Genomic DNA, 16,173 nt, shown 5'->3' with positions numbered 1-16,173 from the left:
TTCACGATCGGTGAAGGTAGCCTAACCTAAGTATTTGCGGATCCGAATCGCCAAGCGGCCCAAAGTGCTGCGTAACGCCCGTCACGCGCAACAAGTTCTTCATGTGTGCCCTGCTCGATGACACGTCCTGCGTCGAGCACGGCGATCCGGTCCGCCGCGATGGCCTGGGTCAACCGGTGGGCCACCAGAAGCGTCGTACGGCCGCGACAGGCCGCCAGAGCCGCCCGTTCGAGCGCCGCGGCACCCTGGCTGCCCGCCTCGGCCGTCGACTCGTCGAGCACGACGACGGGGGAGCGGCCGAGCACGAGCCGGGCCAGCGCGATCTGGGCGATCTTGGTCACGTCGAGGCGTTCGCCACCTTCGCCGACGTCGGTCTGCAGGCCTTGCGGCAGCGCTTCGACCCACGAGTCCGCGCCCACCGTGCGCAACGCGTCCATCAACTCGTCGTCGGTCGCGTCTGGGGCCGCCAGCCGCAGGTCTTCTGCGAGCGGACCGGCGAAGACGTGCGCTTCCTGGGTCAGGATGCTGACCAGCGCGCGGGAACCCGCCTCGTCGAGTTCGGCGAGATCGGCCTGCCCGATGTGCACGGACCCGGTCTGCGGTGTGCCGGTACCGGCGACCAGCGCCGCCAGCGTCGTCTTGCCCGCGCCGGTCGCGCCGACCAGCGCGAGTGAGGTGCCCGCGGGGATCTCCAGGTCGATGTCCTGCAACACGTCGTGCTCGGATTCGGGGTAGCGGAAGGAAAGTCCGCGCACCGTCACCGGAAGCGGTTCGGCGAACGGATCGACGGCCACCGCGCTGCGGACGAGTTCGTCGCCGTCGGATTCGGTGAGCACGCCGACCAACCGCGTCAGCCCGGCACCGGATTTCTGCGCCTCGTCGAAGAACGCCATGATCAAACCGAGCGGCACGAACAACTTGTGGAACAACAGCGCCGCGACGGAAACCTGGCCCAGCGAGGATTCCCCGTTGGTCACCAGGAAGTAGCCGACCACGATGATCAGCCCGAGACCGATGAACTCGGCGCGGTTCTCCCTGCCGATGAACCGGCCGAAGAATCGGAAGACGTCGATGCCGATGTTGCGCACCCGCCACGACTCGGCGGTCACCTTGTCCCGGAACGCGCTCTCGAGACGGTAGGCGCGCACCGTTTCGATGCCGTCCAGCCCGCTGATCAACGCCTGGGCGCGGTCGGCCTGAGCCTCGGAACGCGCGCGGTAGAGCGGTTGCGACCGAGGCAGGTACCAGCGCAGCGCCAGCCAGTACGCGGGCAGCGCGCAGGCTCCGGCGAGACCGAGCCGCCAGTCGAGCCCGAACATGCCGGCGGTGGCGATGACGACCAGCACGACCGCGGAGAAGATCGTCGGGATCGCCGTGCGGAAACCCTTGGAGATCACCGCGACGTCGTCACCGACGCGGGACAGCACGTCGCCGCGGCCGACCTGCTCGATCCGCGCGCTCGGCATCCCGAGCACCGCGCGGACCGCGCCTTCCCGCAGCCGTGCCAGCATTTCCGCACCGACCCGGCCGACCAGGTACGTCGAGACCGAGGTCATGGCCGCGCCGAGCAACGCCGACACGACCGTGGCGATGCCGATCGACCACAGGATCGACGCGTCACGCCCTTCGACGACGCCGTCCACCACGGTGCCCAGCAGGAACACCGGGATGATCTGCAGCACCGCCCCGGCCACCGTCGCCACCACGGTGGCGATCGGCAGGCCGGGAGCGTTGCGGCAGTGGTCGAGCACCCAGCTCAGGGCCTCACGTCCGGTCGCCGTGCGCAGGATCTTCGCGGACGTGCCGGACACGCTCGTGGTCACGAGGAGACAGACCTTTCGCTGGGTTGTGCTGCGCTAGTGGGCGCGACCCGGAACGCCGGCCGCCTGGCTGGGCATCTGCAAGTACCACCAACCCATGATCGAATCACCGGTAACCACACCCAACCTGAAACCAGCCTCCGCGACACTGGCTGTGTGCGGATGAGTTGGTAGTAGGAATGTGCTTGTTGATGTTGAGTTGGTGGTACTTGCAGACGCCATCAGCGACGGCCTTGCTGGATCAGGCGACCGACTTGGACGCCTTCACCAGCTCGTCGATCGCGTAGGGCATGGACGCCAGGGTGGCCTGCGAGATCGCGGCACCGACGGCGGGACCCTCGCTGTCGAGGATCCAGTGGACCTTGCCGGCCTTGACCGCGGGCAGGTTCGCGAAGAGCTGGAAGTTCTTCAGCGACTTCTGGTCCGCCTCGTCGGCGATGACGAAGATGCGGTCGACGTTCATCAGGTCGATGTGCTCGGGGGACAGCGACACGTAGAACTTGCCGCCCGCGATCTCGTCGATCTTCGTGTTGCCCTTGAAACCGATGCCCGACACGACCTGGCCACGCACGTCAGTGGTGGTGAACGGCGCGACGGCGTCCTTGTACCAGGACGTGACGACCGCGGTCTCGTTCGCCCACGCGGGGTTCGCCTTCTTCGCCTCGGCCATCTTGTCGTCGATGCCCTTGATCAGCTTGGCACCCTCGTCGCCCTTGCCGAGCGCCTTGGCGACCTGCAGCGCGTTGTCCTGCCACTTGGCGGAGAAGGGCTCCTTCTCCTCCTTGGTGCGGCCGACCGTCGGAGCGATCTTGCTCAGCTTGTCGTACCAGGCCTGGTCGGCCTCGGAGTACACCGCGACGATCAGGTCGGGGCGCAGCTGGGCGATCTTCTCGTAGTTCGGCTCGGTGTCACCGTTCTTCATGACGACCTCGGGCGTGGTCGAACCCCACTTGTCCTTCACCCAGGCCCACTGGGTGTTGATGTCGGGCTTCTTGCCCTCGGGGTTCGGGTACTGGTCGACCATGCCGACCGGCACGGTGCCCAGCGCGAGCATCGTCTGCTCGTCGGTGTAGCCGAGGGAGACGACGCGCTTGGGCGCTTCCTTGATCTCCGTCGTGCCGAAGAAGTGCTCGACCTTGGTCGGGAACGTGCCACCGGAGGCGTTGTTCGCGTCAGGGGTCGTGGCAGGCGTGGAGGAACCGCACCCGGCGAGGACGCTGGCACCGACCACCACGGCTGCTGCCACAGCGGTCAATCGCTTCCAGGTCATGGTCGTTCTCTGGCCCATTCGGCACCTCGTTCTTCGCTGCCCACGCGGCGGGGGAAATAGGACAGGCGAACCTTATCACCCGGTTAGGGCAGGCTAACTTGTGTTTGGTCACTCTTCGATACCACGTGGGTCCGGCCGATGGGCACGATCAACGGCCGCTCGCTCACCGGGTCGTCGATGACTTTCGCCTGCAGGCCGAACGTGTCCAGCAACAACTCGCTGGTGATCACCTCGCTGGGATGTCCCTGCGCGACAATGGATCCCGACTTCATCACGATCAGGTTGTCGCTGTAGCGAACGGCCAGGTTCAGATCGTGCAGCACCATGACGATCGTGCAGCCGCCCTCGTGCAGGTCGTCGACGAGGTCGATCACGTCGATCGCGTGCGCGAGATCCAGATAGGTCGTCGGCTCGTCCAGCAACAACAGATCGGTGCCCTGGGCGAGCGTCATGGAGATCCACACCCGCTGCCGCTGCCCACCCGAGAGCGAGTCGACCGGCCGGTGCGCGAGATCGGCCACGCCCGTCATCCGCAGTGCCTCCGCGACGACCCCCGCGTCGTCGCTCGACCACTGGCGCACCCAGCTCTGGTGCGGGTGCCGGCCGCGCGCGACCAGGTCGGCGACCGTGAGCCCCTCCGGCGCGATCGGGGTCTGCGGGAGCAGGCCCATCCTCTTCGCGACGTCCTTGGTCTTCAGGCGCGCGATGTCGTGGCCGTCCAGCAGCACGGTTCCCTGGCGCGGTTTGAGCAGCCTGGACAGCGTGCGCAGCAGCGTCGACTTGCCGCAGCCGTTGGGCCCGATGACCGTGGTGATGACACCGGTCGGGATGGAGACGTCGAGGTTGTCGAGCACGACCCGGTCGGCGTACCCGACCGTGACGCCCTCGGCCCCCAGTCGGGCGGCATCGTTGCGCAGCGCGGTCATAGGGCAACCTTACTTAACTGAGGCATACCTCAGGCCGCGTGGTGCGCGAGGTTGACCGCGAGTGCGGCCAGGGCGAGGCCGAAGAAGAGTGCCCAGCCGCCGAGCCGGAAATTGCCCGCCCGCACATGTGCGCCCAGCGCGCCGAGGAAGTACAGCACCAGACCGGCCGCGGCGAGCACGCCCACGACCGGCACGACGAACCCGGCCAGCAGGCCGAGCGCGCCCGCGCCCAGGAGCAGTCCCAACGGCCGTGTCCATGACCGGGGGATCCGATTGCGGTCCGCCTCCTTCTTCGGGTACTCGTGGCCGATCAGGTTCGCCACGGCGGCCGAACCGTTGAGGGCTGAGGCGAGCAGGGTCACCGTGAGGTAGAGGACGAACATCGACGTCTCCGTGTCCGTGAGAGCGGTGGTTGACCAGTCGCTCACGGACGAGACGGTGACCCTCATGTGTGACACCGTGTCGCGTGTCCTGCGTCACAGCGCGATGGCTGTCAGCTTCCGCGGATTGCTGACGACGTGGATGTCCTGAACCAGGTTGTCCGCCAGGTGCAGCGTCATCGCCAGCACCGGTGTGCTGCCACACCGGACGACGACACCGGGGCCGCCGTTGAGGTGGAGCACCTCGGCCGTCGAGCCCACCGGCTGTTGCCGGGACAGGACGACGATGGCGCGGGCCACGAGATCCGCACCGTGGACGGGCTTGCGCGGCGCACCGGTGAGGCCGCCGCCGTCGCTGACCATCGTCACGTCCGGCGCCAGCACCTCGATCAGCGCGGTGATGTCACCGCCGGAACAGGCGGCCAGGAACCGCTCGGTCACCTGCTGCCGAGTCACGAGGTCGCTGTCATACCGGCGCCGGCGGCTTTCCACCGACTTTCTCGCCCGGTGCGCGAGCTGCCGCACCGCCGGCTCCTCACGTCCTACGAGCCGCGCGATCTCTGCGTACGGGTACCCGAACGCCTCGTTCAGCACGAACACCGCGCGTTGCAACGGGGACAACGTCTCGAGGACGAGCAGCAGCGCGGTGGAGACGGAGTCGGCGAGGACCGCGTCGGCGGCGACGTCCGGTCCGGTGAGGACGGGCTCAGGCAGCCACGGTCCGATGTAGGACTCACGCCGCGCACGGGCGCTGCGCAGGTGATCGATCGCCAGCCGGATGGTCACCCTGACCAGAAAGGCCTCGGGGTCCACGACGGTCGCCGGTTCGACGCGGGTCCACCGCAGCCAGGCCTCCTGCACCACGTCCTCGGCTTCCGTGACGCTGCCGAGCACCCGGTACGCGACCGCGTACAACAACCCGCGGTGCTTCGTGAAGTGCGGCTCGTGCTGGTCACCTGGCACGTTGCCGGTCACCTGAACCACCTCAGGCCGCGCGCTTCACGTTCGCGCGCACCAGGAGGTAGACGAGGAACGGTCCGCCGATCATCGCGGTGACGATGCCGACCGGCAGATCGTTGGGCAGCACCAGCCGTGCGAGGAGGTCCGAGCCGATCAGCAACAGCGCGCCGAACAGCCCGGAGGCGAGCAGCGGCGGGACAGGGCTCTTGAGCAGCCGCATGGTGATCTGCGGCGCGACCAGGGCGACGAACGGCACCGGGCCGGCGGCCGAGACTGCGACGCCGGCCAGCAGAACGCCGCACAGCAGCAGCACGGCACGCACGGCGCCGTAGCGGACACCCAGACCGGCGGCCACGTCGTCACCGAAGTGCATCGGGCGGAGCTGGAAGGAGATCACCAGCACGACGAGGACGAGCGCGATGGTGACCCACAGCGTCGTCCACACCTGGGTCCACGACCGCGAGTCGAGCGACCCGACGAGCCAGACCTGCGCGCGGGCGACGTCCCGGATGTCCGCCAGCACCAGCAGCCACGTCGTGATCGCCTGCATGACCGCGCTGACCGAGACGCCGATGAGGATCAGCCGGAAGCCGTCGATCCCCTTGCGCCACGCCAGGAAGTAGACGAGCAGGCCGGTCAGCAGACCGCCGGTGAGCGCGGCCGCGGGCAGCCCGATCGAGCTCGTGATCGCCGCGCCGCCGCTGGCCGTCACCAGGAACACCGCGGTGGCGCTGGCGCCGCCGGTGATGCCGAGAACGTCCGGGCTGGCCAGCGGATTGCGTGCGATCGACTGCGTGAGCGCGCCGGAGATCCCCAGCGCGGCGCCCGCGATCAGGCCGACGAGCGCGCGCGGCATCCGCAGATCCATGATCACGAACTCGTCGACCCGCTCGCCCTGGCCGATCAGCGTCTTGAAGACGGCACCGAGGTCGATGGTGAAGTCGCCGATCGCGATCGACACGCAGAAGATCAGGAACGTCGCCGCCGCGAGGAGCACCGTGACGAGCACGATCCACGGCCGCCAGACCCAGGACCAGCCGCCGACGCGGACACCGGCGTGCATCTGTTCGGGCTGGGTCTGTTCTGGGTGCATCTCTTCTGGCTGCGTCTGGGTGCTCATGCCTGCCTGAACTTTCCGAGCCAGACCAGCGCCGCGAAGAACGGTGCGCCGATGAGGGCGATGACGATGCCGGCCTGCAGTTCGGCCGGTCGCACGACCAGCCGTCCCAGGATGTCGCCGCCGAGCAGCACGACCGCGCCGAGCAACCCGGCGTACGGCACCATCCAGCGGTAGTCAGGGCCGGTCATCCACCGGGCGATGTGCGCGACCATCAACCCCAGGAACGCGATCGGCCCGCACGCCGCCGTGGCCGCGCCCGCCAGCAACGTGACCGCGACGACGCCGACGGTCCGGCCGACCGCGATGTTCACGCCGAGCCCGCGCGCCACGTCGTCGCCGAGGTTGAGCAGGTTGAGCGTGGGGGAGTTGAGCAACGCCAGCACCAGCCCGACGCCGACGAACGCCGTCGCGACCCAGATGACGTCGAACCCGACGCCCTGCACCGACCCGGCGTTCCAGAACCGCAGCACGTCCAGCGACTGCTTGTCGGCCAGCGCCACCGCCGAGGTCATCGCGGCGAGGAAGATCGTGACGCCCTGCCCGGCCAGCGCGAGGGTGAGCGGGTTGCCCGACCCCCGGCCGAGACTGGACAGCCCGAACACGAGCACCCCGGCCGCCGCGGCGCCGACGAACGCGAACCACATGTACTGGACGGGGTTCTGCAGCCCGAACAGGTACACCGCGAGCACCACGGTGAACGACGCCCCGGCGTTGACCCCGAGCAGTCCGGTGTCCGCGATGGGGTTGCGGGTGTGGCCCTGGATCAACGCCCCCGCGACGCCGAGCGCGACGCCCGCCACGATCGCGAGCACGGTCCGCGGGATCCGCAGGGTGTGCACGATGAGCGTGATCTCGGTGAGCCGCTGATCGGTGCCGGGATCGCCGAACAACCCATGCCACACCTCGGCCGGGCTGAGCGACCGCGCGCCGATGACCAGCGACAGCACCACCGCCACGGCGAGCAACACCACCAGGCACGCCAGCCCGAGCAGCCGCCGCTGCCGCGGACTCGCCCCGGCCGGTGCGGACTCCAGCCCGCGTTGCTCCACCACGATGCTCACGACGGGTTACGTTAGCTTCCGCCGATCCGTCGGACCCAGGGCACCCTTACCTAACTGTTGGTGACTCGCGTCTCGATCGCCTTCACCGTCTTGGCGAACGCGCCACCCAGGACCTGCTTGCCGAACAGCACGAGCACGGCGGCGAGCAGACGTCCCTTGAGGTTCTTGCCGTCGCGCACGATCTCCGCGTGCACGATCGTCGTTCCGTCGGCCTGCCTGGTGAAGGTGTAGGTGTGGCCGGAACGCCCGCCCCACAGGTTGGAGTCGACGGTGGTCAGCACGACCCGGTTGAGGTCGGACCAGTCGTAGTGCAGGCGTTCCCAGATGCCGCCGTTGCCCTCGGTGACGTCGGCTGACGTCTTACCCTGCTCGTGGACCTTCAGGGAGTCGTCGCTGCTGTTCGGGAAGAGCTGCTTGCGGCCGGGACCGAAGTCGGTGAGCCCGGCGACGAACTGCTCAGGCGTGGCGGCGGTCCGCTGGTTCAGGGTGATGGTGGTCATCTCGTCGCTCCTCGGTTGCTGTCTGCCGGAGCTACCTTCCTCGTGTTCCCGCGGATTCGCGCCCGTGAGTCACCCTGGTCGTTCAGTCCCTGGGGACCGCGGCGAGCTGCTTGCGCATCCGGTCGGCCTCGTCCTCGCGGCCCTGCTGCTCGAACATCTCCAGCGCCTGCTCCCAGACCTCGATGGCCTGGTCCCGCTGGTCGAGGGCCAGGTGCGGGTGGCCGAGGTTCGTCAGCACGTTGGCGGTGGTGTAGTCGTCGTTCTCGGCCCGGTACAGCTCGATGGCGTGCTCGTAGAGGGCGATGGCCTTGGCGTGGGCGCCCACCTGGTGCTCGATCCGGGCGAGGGTGTCGACCGCGGTGGCCTCGCCCTGCCGGTCGCCCAGTTCGTGCAACAGGGTGAGGGCGTTCGTGGCGTGTTCGCGGCCTTGGCCGGTGTCGCCGACCTCTCCGGCGCAGTGGCCGATGTTGTTGTGCGCCAACGCGATCAGCATCTGGTTGCCGGTCTTCTGGTAGTGCGGCAACGCGGCCTTGGCGTGCTCGAAGGCCTTGCCGTACTCCGAGCGGCTGGCCCACAGCCAGGCCAGGGTGCCGTGCGCGTCGGCCAGTTGAAGCGGTTCGCCCACCTGTTCGGCCAGCGCCAGGGACGAGGCGAGGTGGTGTTGTGCCTCGTCGAAGCGGTGGACCTGGCCGAGACTGCTGCCCATGATCCGGTGCGCGACGACGCGGTCCCGCGGGTCGTCGGCGGCGTCGATGGCGGTCTGCCACATGGCCAGCTCGTCGTCGAGGTGACCGCGCAGCTGGTGGTAGGCGTGCGACACCCTGGCCAGCAGCACGACCCTGTCGTTCCAGCCGCGCCAGGCGGCGGTCTGCTGGACGGCCTGGCGCGTGCCCCGTTCCGCGTCGAACCACGCCAGCGCGCCGGCCCTGTCGGCAGCAGGTGTGACAACGGTCTTCGGGGAAGCCTCGCCGAGTTCGATCAACGGGCGGTGCGGGTCGATCAGCCGGTCGTTGGCGTGCGCGGTATGCGCGTGGTGGTCGACGAGCCGTCGCAGCGCGTCGTCACGGTCGACGGGTCGTTCAGCCGCGTAGGCGCGGACCAGGTCGTGCATCCGGGCGCGGAACCCGCTGCCGATCGAGATCAGCGACGCCTGTTCCAACGCTCGCAACGTCGTCCGTGCGTCCTCTGTGGACAGACTGGCGAGGCTGGCCGCCGCCGGCAGGCCGATGTCCTCACCTGGGGCGCTGCCGAGCAGGGCGAACAGGTCCTTCTGCCGGTCGGTCAACGCGCGGTACGACCAGGACAGCACGACCGGCACGCTGACGCTCGGGTCGGCGTCGAGCGCGCCCAGGCCGAGTTCCTCGAGCTGCCGGGCGATGGCGGCCAGCGAGAGCTCCGGTTCGGTGAGAATGCGCGCGCCCACGATGCTCAACGCCAGCGGCAGCCCGCCGCACAGGTCGATCAGCCGTGCCACGGCGAGAGGTTCGGCGCTCAGCCTGGTCGCGCCGATCCGGCCGGCCAGCAACGCGCTCGCGTCGCTGTCGGCGAGCACGTCCAGCCCGACCGCGCGGGCACCGTGCGCGGTGACCAGGCCCTGCAGCCGGTTGCGGCTGGTCACGAGCACGCGGCAGGTGTCGCCGCCGGGCAGGATCGGGACGACCTGCGCGACGTCGACAGCGTTGTCGATCACCACGAGCATCCGTCGTTGCGCGGTCAGCGTGCGGAACAACGCGGCGCGAGCGCGCCTGTCGGCCGGGACGCTGTTCGCGTCGAGGCCGAGCGCGTGCAGGAACCCGCGGATGGCGACGTCCGGCTCCATCGGCGTCTCGTCGGGACTGAACCCGCGCAGGTCGACGAACAGCTGGCCGTCCGGGAAGCGGTGCAGGTTGCGGTGCGCCCAGTGCAGCGCGAGCCACGTCTTGCCCATGCCGCCCGCGCCCGCGATCGCCGCGACGCCGTCCGTGCGCATCGCGTTGTCCAGCTCGGCCAGATCTTCCTCGCGGCCGACGAACTGCGCGGGCGCGGAGGGCAGCTGCCGGGGCACCTCCGCGGCCGGTTCCTGGTCGCTCAGAAGGAGTTTTTCGTGCAGTTCGCGCAGTTCCGCACCCGGTTCGGCGCCCAGCTCCTCGACGAGCCTGGCCCGGACGACGCGGAACTGGTCGAGCGCGTCGGAGATCCGGCCGGCCTGCGCGAGTGCCCGCATGTGCTGTGCCGCAACGCGTTCGTCGAACGGCCGGGCGGACGCACGGGCCGAGATCGTCGCGAGCAACTCAGGCCCGTGGCCGAGCCGCAGCCGTGCGTCGACGAGATCCAGCTCGGCGGCATCGCGTTCGAGGGCGAGCCGGTCACGGGTGAGATCGGCCCACTCACCACCGACTCCGGTCAGCGGTTCACCACGCCACAGGGTCGACGCTTCGGACAGGATTCGCGCGATTGCCTCGTCATCGGTCTGCCGGCGCGCGTCGTCACGGAGCTCCCGGAACCGCGTGAGGTCCACAGCGGACTCGTCGACGACGAGCGCGTACCCGCCCGCCCGGCTGGCCAGCTCGATGTCGGTGTCCGCGAGCGCCTGCCGCAGCCGGGATACGTAACTGTGCAACGTTGCCCGCGACCGCGCCGGCGGATCAGCACCCCAGATGCGTTCGGTCAGCTGCGGCACCGACACGGCCCGGTTGACGTCGATCGCCAGCGCCGCGAGCACGCACCGCTGCCGCGCGGGGCCCAGTTCGACGCCATGGCCGCCGACCCGCGCGCTCACCTCTCCGAGCAGGGCGATTTCGACCGCCGATCCCACCGAACCTCCCGTCAGCGCCGTCAACCAGCCTATGACACCGAGTCGGAGCGGACGGGCGGAAATACAGATCAGCGCTGTTTCTTCGACGCGAGCAGTGAAACGACGGCCAGCCCGGTGTTCACGGCCGAGATGATCGTGGTGAGCTTCGCGGCCTTTGCCGGAAGCTCGCCGCGCTTGGCCGCGTAGAGCGCAGCGGCCGTGTCGGTGGCGTGGATGAGCACGGCCTGACGCAGAACGCGGGGAGCCGACGGGTCATCGGCCTTCAGCGTCAGCAGATCGACGCCGAGAACGAGCGTGCGGATGCCGAACATGCGGGCCGGGTAGACGAACCTCCTGTCGTCACCCAGTTCGCCGCCGAGGCTCTTCGCCATCTTCCCGGCCGCGAACAACCCCAGCGCGCCGTTGAAGATCCGGACGCAGGCCAGTGCGGTCCGCGTGACATCGCTCAGCTTCATTCAGCCACCTCTCGTTCCGAGGCGGAGTCTAGGCGGCCGGCGAGCCACCGCTCGATGTCGTGCCGGGCTGTCCTGGCCACGTCCGTGTCCCGGTTGGTGAAGGCGTGCGGCGCGTCCGGGTAGGTCCGCAGGTCGACCTCACCGCCGGCCGCCGACACCTGCGCCGCCATGGCGTGGTTGTCCGCCAGCAACACGTCCGCGGTGCCGACGACCATCAGCAACGGAGGCAGGCCCCGCAGGTCGCCGTGGACGGGGGAGATGTCCGGAATGGTCCTGTCTGTCACATGACCGGCGTACGCCTCGATGAAGTACTCGTCCGCGATCAACCGGCCGGCGGGCGTCAGTCCACTCAGGTCGTACGTGCCGAACTGCAGCGAGGCCCCGGCGAACCGATCGGACAGACCGCGATCACGCAACCGCAGCAGCGTCGTCACGGCGAGCGTGGATCCCGCCGAGAACCCGCCGATGGTCAGCCGGGCCGTGCCGAACCTCGCTTCGGCGCGCTCGATCAGCCACAACGCCGCCGTCTCGCAGTCGTCGGGCGCGGCCGGCCAGGGGTCCTCCGGCGCGATCCGGTAGTCCACGCTCACCACGACGACCCCCAGTGCCTCCGCGAGCTGCTGGTTGCGCACGTTCTCCCGGACCGTCGGGCCCAGGTAGAAGCCGCCGCCGTGGATGTCCAGGTGGACGCCACGCGGCGTGACTTCGGGAGTGAAGACGCGTACGGGCACCTGCCGTTGGAGCACTTCAACGACCTCGTGCGAGGTGGCCGCATCCCGCCCGGCCCGCAACGCCAGCAGCTCGTCGTGGTTGCTCGGGCCTTTCATGGTGTCTGCCGACACGTGTGTGTACCCCCAGGTGGTCGTCTTGCTGCCAGATTGTCCCGCAGCGGGGACACCAACCCGCCGCTGCCGGGTGCGCTCGCCGAGGCTGAGGGCGATCGTGAGGTGCGGGAGGCGCGGAACGTTCTCGAACGCGGCGGCTTCTGATCAGGGCCATGCGCGGCCACGGTCGTGGTCCTGACCAAGCGGTCGGCGATTGCCGGAGAACCGTTGGTGGCGGCTCGGATGGGCACCGGGCGTGGTGCCCGTCCATCTGCGGAACGCGCGGATGAACGCGGCGGCGTCGGCATAGCCCAGCCGCAGCGCGATCTGCTCGACGCTGAGGTGGTGCAGGGTCATGAGCTCGATGGCCTTGGCGTGCCGGACCTCGTCGAGGAGGTGGCGCAGTGACGTCCCTTCCGCGGCGAGATGCCGGCGCAGGGTGCGGGCCGACAAGTGCAGGCGTGCGGCGACGAGGCCGCCGTCGGTCACTCCTTCGGCGATGATCGTCCGCACGTTCTGCGCCACGCAGGGGGAGCAGCGTTCGCTCAGCAGCGAGCGGCACGCGCGCTCGCACGCCGTCATGGTGAGCGGATCCGACTGGGGCAGCGGAAGATCCAGCACGGTGATGTCGGTGACGATCGCGTTGTGCGGCGCGCCGAACCGCACCGGTGTCCTGAGCGCCTTCTCGTAGTCGACGGACACCGCCCGGGGGACGCGGAACTCCACGCGCATCGACGGGGGTGACTCGCCGAGAATGGTGCGGAGGATGCCTGCCGTGACCGCGATCTCCCGTTCGACGAGGAACGGCCGCAGCGCCGCCGAGGAACCGTCGTCGTCCACGATCAGACAGGCCTCGTCGCCGGACACCCGCATGCTCAGACCGGTGACCGCGTAGGTGAGCGGCAGGTACCGCATGCCGAACTCGACGGCACCCCGGACCGTCGGGCAGGTCAGCAGCGCGAAGCCCCAGACACCGTAGGCGCGCAACGAAAGCCGCTCGCCGACCGCGAGTCCGACGCCGGACGCGCTGCCGGTCGCCGTGACGAGGTTGGCCGCGACGGCGAGCTCCTGCGTCCCGCTCACCACCGTGTCGCCGTGCAGCATCGCGGGGGAGATCCCGGTGTCGTGCAAGCACTTCCGCGCGTCCACGCCGTGCTCGGCGCCGACCTCGACCATCGCCCGCACGCCGGCCGCGCCACGACGGAACCGCTGCGGATGGCCGGAAAGGTCAACACGTCGGCCACGAAGGCCATCAGGCGGCACCGTTGATCTCCCTAACCTCGAACCAGGTTGAGGGCGCCGGTGCCCGAATCCGATCCCACGATAGGGGCGGCCGGGACACCGACCTGCGGCATCACCCGGACGCCGATGATCCGAAAGGAGCACGCCATGACCCGCACAGTGCTGGTGACCGGAGGCAACCGGGGTATCGGCCGGGCGATCGCGGAGGCGTTTCTCTCCGACGGCGCGAAAGTGGCGGTGACCCATCGAGGTGGCGACTGCCCGACGGGTGCGTTCGGCGTGAAGTGCGACGTGACCGACGGAGAGCAGGTCGACGCGGCTTTCACGGCGGTCGAGTCGGAACTGGGGCCCGTCGACGTGCTCGTGGCCAATGCCGGGATCACCGACAGCACCCTCATCACCAGGATGACCGAGGACAGGTTCACCTCGGTGCTCGACACGAACCTCACCGGTGCGTGGCGCTGTGCCCGGCGGGCCGCCACGCCGATGACGCGGGCGCGGGACGGTCGGATGATCTTCATCTCCTCGGTGGTCGGGATGTACGGCAGCGCCGGCCTGACCAACTACGCCGCGAGCAAGGCGGGGCTGATCGGGCTCGCTCGCTCACTCGCCCGTGAACTGGGCGGTCGCGGCGTGACCGCGAACGTCGTCGCGCCGGGGTACGTCAACACCGACATGACCGCGTCGCTGCCCGAGCAGTACGGCAAGCAGTACCGGGACTCGATCCCGTTGCGCCGCTTCGCCGAACCCGAGGAGGTCGCCGCCGCGGTGGTGTGGCTGGCCGGTGACTCGGCGCGGTACGTGACGGGGGCCGTCCTGCCCGTCGACGGTGGAATGGGAATGGGGCACTGATGCTCGTCTCCGTGCTGCTCATCGATGACGAGGTCCTGGTCCGCACCGGGTTCCGGCACGCATTGGAAGAGGACGCCGACGTGGTCGTGGTGGGGGACACGGCTCGTGCGGCCGAAGGACTGCTGCTCGCGCAGAGACATCGGCCGCACGTGGTGATCACCGCAGACGTCACCGCGGTAGCGCGACTCCGGACGTGCGCAACCGGCGTGATCGTTCTCGCTGTGGAGAACACCGACGAGCAGCTGCACCGGGTGCTGAGCGACGGCGCGCGAGGCTTCCTGCTCAAGCGGTCGAGCCGGGAGGAGCTGCTCGCCGCGGTGCGTGCCGTGGCGCGGGGCCACGCCTACCTCTGCGCCGAGGTGACGGGACGTCTGCTGGACCGGTTCGAGATCGTGCCGCCGGCCGAGGAGCTGGATCGGGGGCTGGGACTGCTCAGCGACCGGGAACGCCAGGTGCTCGTCAGGATGGCTCGCGGCCGCAGCAACGACGAGATCGCGCGCGAGCTCTACCTCACCTGCGCCACCGTCAAGTCCCACGTCTCGCACGTCCTCGCGAAACTGGGACAGCCCAACAGGATGCACGCGGCACTGCTCGCCCAGCGCATGGGGCTGCTCAGCCGGGCCGGGTGAAGGCGAGCACGACGTTGTGGCCGCCGAAGCCGAACGAGTTGGAGATCGCCGCGCCGATCCGCGCGTGCCTCGGCCGGTCCGCGACGATCTCCAGCTTCACGTCGGAGTCCTGGTCGTCGAGGTTGCGCGTCGGCGGGACGATGCCGTCCCGCACGGCGAGCACGGTGAAGATCGCCTCGACCGCACCCGCGCCGCCGATCAGGTGACCGGTCACCGACTTCGTCGCGGTGACCAGCGGGTGCGGGCCGAGCGCCTCCAGCACGGCGGCCGCCTCGACACGGTCGCCGACCTGGGTGCCAGGTGCGTGCGCGTTGACGTGCGTGACGTCGTACGGGCTCAGCCCCGCCGACCGCAACGCCTGCCGGATGGCGCGGATCTGGCCGTCCGGTGATGGCGCGGTCATGTCGTGCGCGTCGGAGGTCATGCCGATGCCGGCGAGCTTGGCGGCGATTCTGGGCCCTCGCGCGCGGGCGAACGAGCCGCGTTCGAGCACGAGCGCGCCCGCGCCCTCACCCATGACGAACCCGTCCCGGCCGGAGTCGAACGGCCGGGACGCGCTCTCCGGCCGGTCGTGCCTGCGGGACAGCGCTCCCATCCGCGCGAACGCCGCGATCGAGAGTCTGCCGAGGCACGCCTCGGTGCCGCCGGCGACGACGACGTCCGCGAGCCCCCGGCGCAACAGCGCGGCACCGAGCGCGATCGCCTCCGCGCCGGACGCGCACGCGCTGGTGGGGGCATGCGCACCACCTCGCGCACCGAGATCCATGCTCACGGCGGCCGCCGGGCCGTTCGGCATGAGCATCGTGACCGTGAACGGCGACACGCGGTCGGGGCCGAGCTCCTGGCAGCGGTCGTACTGCTCGACCAGAGTGCCACCACCGCCCAGGCCGGTGCCGAACACCACCGCCAGCCGTTCCGGCTCCACCTCCGGCGCTCCGGCGTCCGCCCACGCCTGCCGTGCCGCGACGACGGCGAGCTGCTGGCAGCGGTCCATTCTGCGGCGTGCCACGCGATCGAGCATCGAGCCGGGATCCTCGCGAACCGGGGCACCGAGCCGCACGGGCAGATCGGCCGCCCACGGCTCGTCGAGCAGGCGCACACCGGAGGTGCCTGCCAGCAGTCCGTCCCAAGTGGACTGGACGTCACCGCCCTGCGGAGTCGTCATGCCCATGCCGGTGACGAGGATTTCCTCCTCTCCGCCCGGCAACGGCGGCAGGGACGGGTGCATCAGTGCGAAGTCGAGGAACGTGTGTTCATGAGGCATACCACGAGGAGAACACCACAACGTCCGCGGCGGCAGCGGTCGCGCGACGGATCCGCGCCTCCGTCGCGCGACCGAT

At 69.7% G+C, this 16,173-nt stretch carries 15 protein-coding genes; 2 read left to right on the top strand and 13 right to left on the bottom strand.

What is annotated here, in order from left to right; translation table 11 throughout:
• Window positions 1–26 precede the first annotated feature (26 nt).
• The 12 genes from ACWGE0_RS04560 to ACWGE0_RS04505 form a co-directional block, all read right to left on the bottom strand.
• A complete protein-coding gene (locus ACWGE0_RS04560) occupies window positions 27–1,823 on the bottom strand; it encodes an ABC transporter ATP-binding protein (protein ID WP_452259513.1) in 1,797 nt (598 codons plus the stop codon).
• A 238-nt stretch (window positions 1,824–2,061) separates the two neighbouring features.
• Entirely contained in the window at window positions 2,062–3,090 is a 1,029-nt protein-coding gene (locus ACWGE0_RS04555) for an iron-siderophore ABC transporter substrate-binding protein (protein ID WP_452259512.1), read from the bottom strand.
• Between the two features lie 83 nt (window positions 3,091–3,173).
• A complete protein-coding gene (locus ACWGE0_RS04550) occupies window positions 3,174–4,016 on the bottom strand; it encodes an ABC transporter ATP-binding protein (RefSeq protein WP_452259511.1) in 843 nt (280 codons plus the stop codon).
• Window positions 4,017–4,045: 29 nt separating this feature from the next.
• Window positions 4,046–4,465: a DoxX family protein gene (locus tag ACWGE0_RS04545; protein WP_452259510.1), complete on the bottom strand. Its 420-nt coding sequence runs from the start codon at window positions 4,463–4,465 to the stop codon at window positions 4,046–4,048.
• A 27-nt stretch (window positions 4,466–4,492) separates the two neighbouring features.
• Window positions 4,493–5,371, bottom strand: a complete 879-nt coding sequence (sigJ, locus tag ACWGE0_RS04540; protein ID WP_452259509.1) for an RNA polymerase sigma factor SigJ — start codon at window positions 5,369–5,371, stop codon at window positions 4,493–4,495.
• 10 nt (window positions 5,372–5,381) lie between these two features.
• Window positions 5,382–6,476, bottom strand: a complete 1,095-nt coding sequence (locus ACWGE0_RS04535; protein WP_452259508.1) for a FecCD family ABC transporter permease — start codon at window positions 6,474–6,476, stop codon at window positions 5,382–5,384.
• Window positions 6,473–7,537, bottom strand: a complete 1,065-nt coding sequence (locus ACWGE0_RS04530; protein WP_452259507.1) for a FecCD family ABC transporter permease — start codon at window positions 7,535–7,537, stop codon at window positions 6,473–6,475. The genes ACWGE0_RS04535 and ACWGE0_RS04530 overlap by 4 nt, the downstream gene beginning before the upstream one ends.
• 50 nt (window positions 7,538–7,587) lie before the next feature.
• Entirely contained in the window at window positions 7,588–8,037 is a 450-nt protein-coding gene (locus ACWGE0_RS04525; RefSeq protein ID WP_452259506.1) for a hypothetical protein, read from the bottom strand.
• 82 nt (window positions 8,038–8,119) lie between these two features.
• A complete protein-coding gene (locus ACWGE0_RS04520) occupies window positions 8,120–10,831 on the bottom strand; it encodes a BTAD domain-containing putative transcriptional regulator (protein WP_452259505.1) in 2,712 nt (903 codons plus the stop codon).
• Between the two features lie 68 nt (window positions 10,832–10,899).
• Window positions 10,900–11,286: a hypothetical protein gene (locus ACWGE0_RS04515; RefSeq protein WP_452259504.1), complete on the bottom strand. Its 387-nt coding sequence runs from the start codon at window positions 11,284–11,286 to the stop codon at window positions 10,900–10,902.
• Window positions 11,283–12,113 carry an alpha/beta hydrolase gene (locus ACWGE0_RS04510; protein WP_452259503.1) on the bottom strand — a complete coding sequence of 277 codons (831 nt, stop codon included), beginning with the start codon at window positions 12,111–12,113 and terminating at the stop codon, window positions 11,283–11,285. Before ACWGE0_RS04510 ends, ACWGE0_RS04515 begins: the two co-directional genes overlap by 4 nt.
• A gap of 162 nt (window positions 12,114–12,275) precedes the next feature.
• Window positions 12,276–13,373 (bottom strand): AraC family transcriptional regulator, encoded by a 1,098-nt coding sequence (locus tag ACWGE0_RS04505; protein ID WP_452259502.1) that lies wholly within the window; start codon window positions 13,371–13,373, stop codon window positions 12,276–12,278.
• Between the two features lie 126 nt (window positions 13,374–13,499).
• On the opposite strand from ACWGE0_RS04505, the gene fabG reads away from it, so the two are divergent.
• Together fabG and ACWGE0_RS04495 are read left to right on the top strand one after the other, a co-directional pair.
• Window positions 13,500–14,204: a 3-oxoacyl-ACP reductase FabG gene (gene fabG, locus ACWGE0_RS04500; RefSeq protein WP_452259501.1), complete on the top strand. Its 705-nt coding sequence runs from the start codon at window positions 13,500–13,502 to the stop codon at window positions 14,202–14,204.
• Between the two features lie 11 nt (window positions 14,205–14,215).
• Complete coding sequence (locus tag ACWGE0_RS04495; protein WP_452259500.1) at window positions 14,216–14,833, top strand: LuxR C-terminal-related transcriptional regulator; 618 nt, start codon at window positions 14,216–14,218, stop codon at window positions 14,831–14,833.
• Here ACWGE0_RS04495 and ACWGE0_RS04490 read toward each other — a convergent pair.
• Window positions 14,817–16,061 carry a beta-ketoacyl-[acyl-carrier-protein] synthase family protein gene (locus ACWGE0_RS04490; RefSeq protein ID WP_452259854.1) on the bottom strand — a complete coding sequence of 415 codons (1,245 nt, stop codon included), beginning with the start codon at window positions 16,059–16,061 and terminating at the stop codon, window positions 14,817–14,819. The two genes, ACWGE0_RS04495 and ACWGE0_RS04490, sit on opposite strands and share 17 nt — an antisense overlap.
• Window positions 16,062–16,173 lie beyond the last annotated feature (112 nt).

It is taken from the genome of Lentzea sp. NPDC054927 (genome assembly GCF_053610285.1).
This window is presented reverse-complemented; position numbering and strand designations above follow the sequence as displayed.

Bases quoted from the DNA above. Each gene is read 5' to 3' on its own strand.
- ACWGE0_RS04550 (WP_452259511.1), bottom strand. From the start codon at position 4,016: ATGACCGCGCTGCGCAACGATGCCGCCCGACTGGGGGCCGAGGGCGTC.
- ACWGE0_RS04490 (WP_452259854.1), bottom strand. From the start codon at position 16,061: ATGCACCCGTCCCTGCCGCCGTTGCCGGGCGGAGAGGAGGAAATCCTC.
- ACWGE0_RS04525 (WP_452259506.1), bottom strand. From the start codon at position 8,037: ATGACCACCATCACCCTGAACCAGCGGACCGCCGCCACGCCTGAGCAG.
- ACWGE0_RS04510 (WP_452259503.1), bottom strand. From the start codon at position 12,113: ATGAAAGGCCCGAGCAACCACGACGAGCTGCTGGCGTTGCGGGCCGGG.
- ACWGE0_RS04535 (WP_452259508.1), bottom strand. From the start codon at position 6,476: ATGAGCACCCAGACGCAGCCAGAAGAGATGCACCCAGAACAGACCCAG.
- ACWGE0_RS04555 (WP_452259512.1), bottom strand. From the start codon at position 3,090: ATGACCTGGAAGCGATTGACCGCTGTGGCAGCAGCCGTGGTGGTCGGT.
- ACWGE0_RS04545 (WP_452259510.1), bottom strand. From the start codon at position 4,465: ATGAGGGTCACCGTCTCGTCCGTGAGCGACTGGTCAACCACCGCTCTC.
- fabG (WP_452259501.1), top strand. From the start codon at position 13,500: ATGACCCGCACAGTGCTGGTGACCGGAGGCAACCGGGGTATCGGCCGG.
- ACWGE0_RS04515 (WP_452259504.1), bottom strand. From the start codon at position 11,286: ATGAAGCTGAGCGATGTCACGCGGACCGCACTGGCCTGCGTCCGGATC.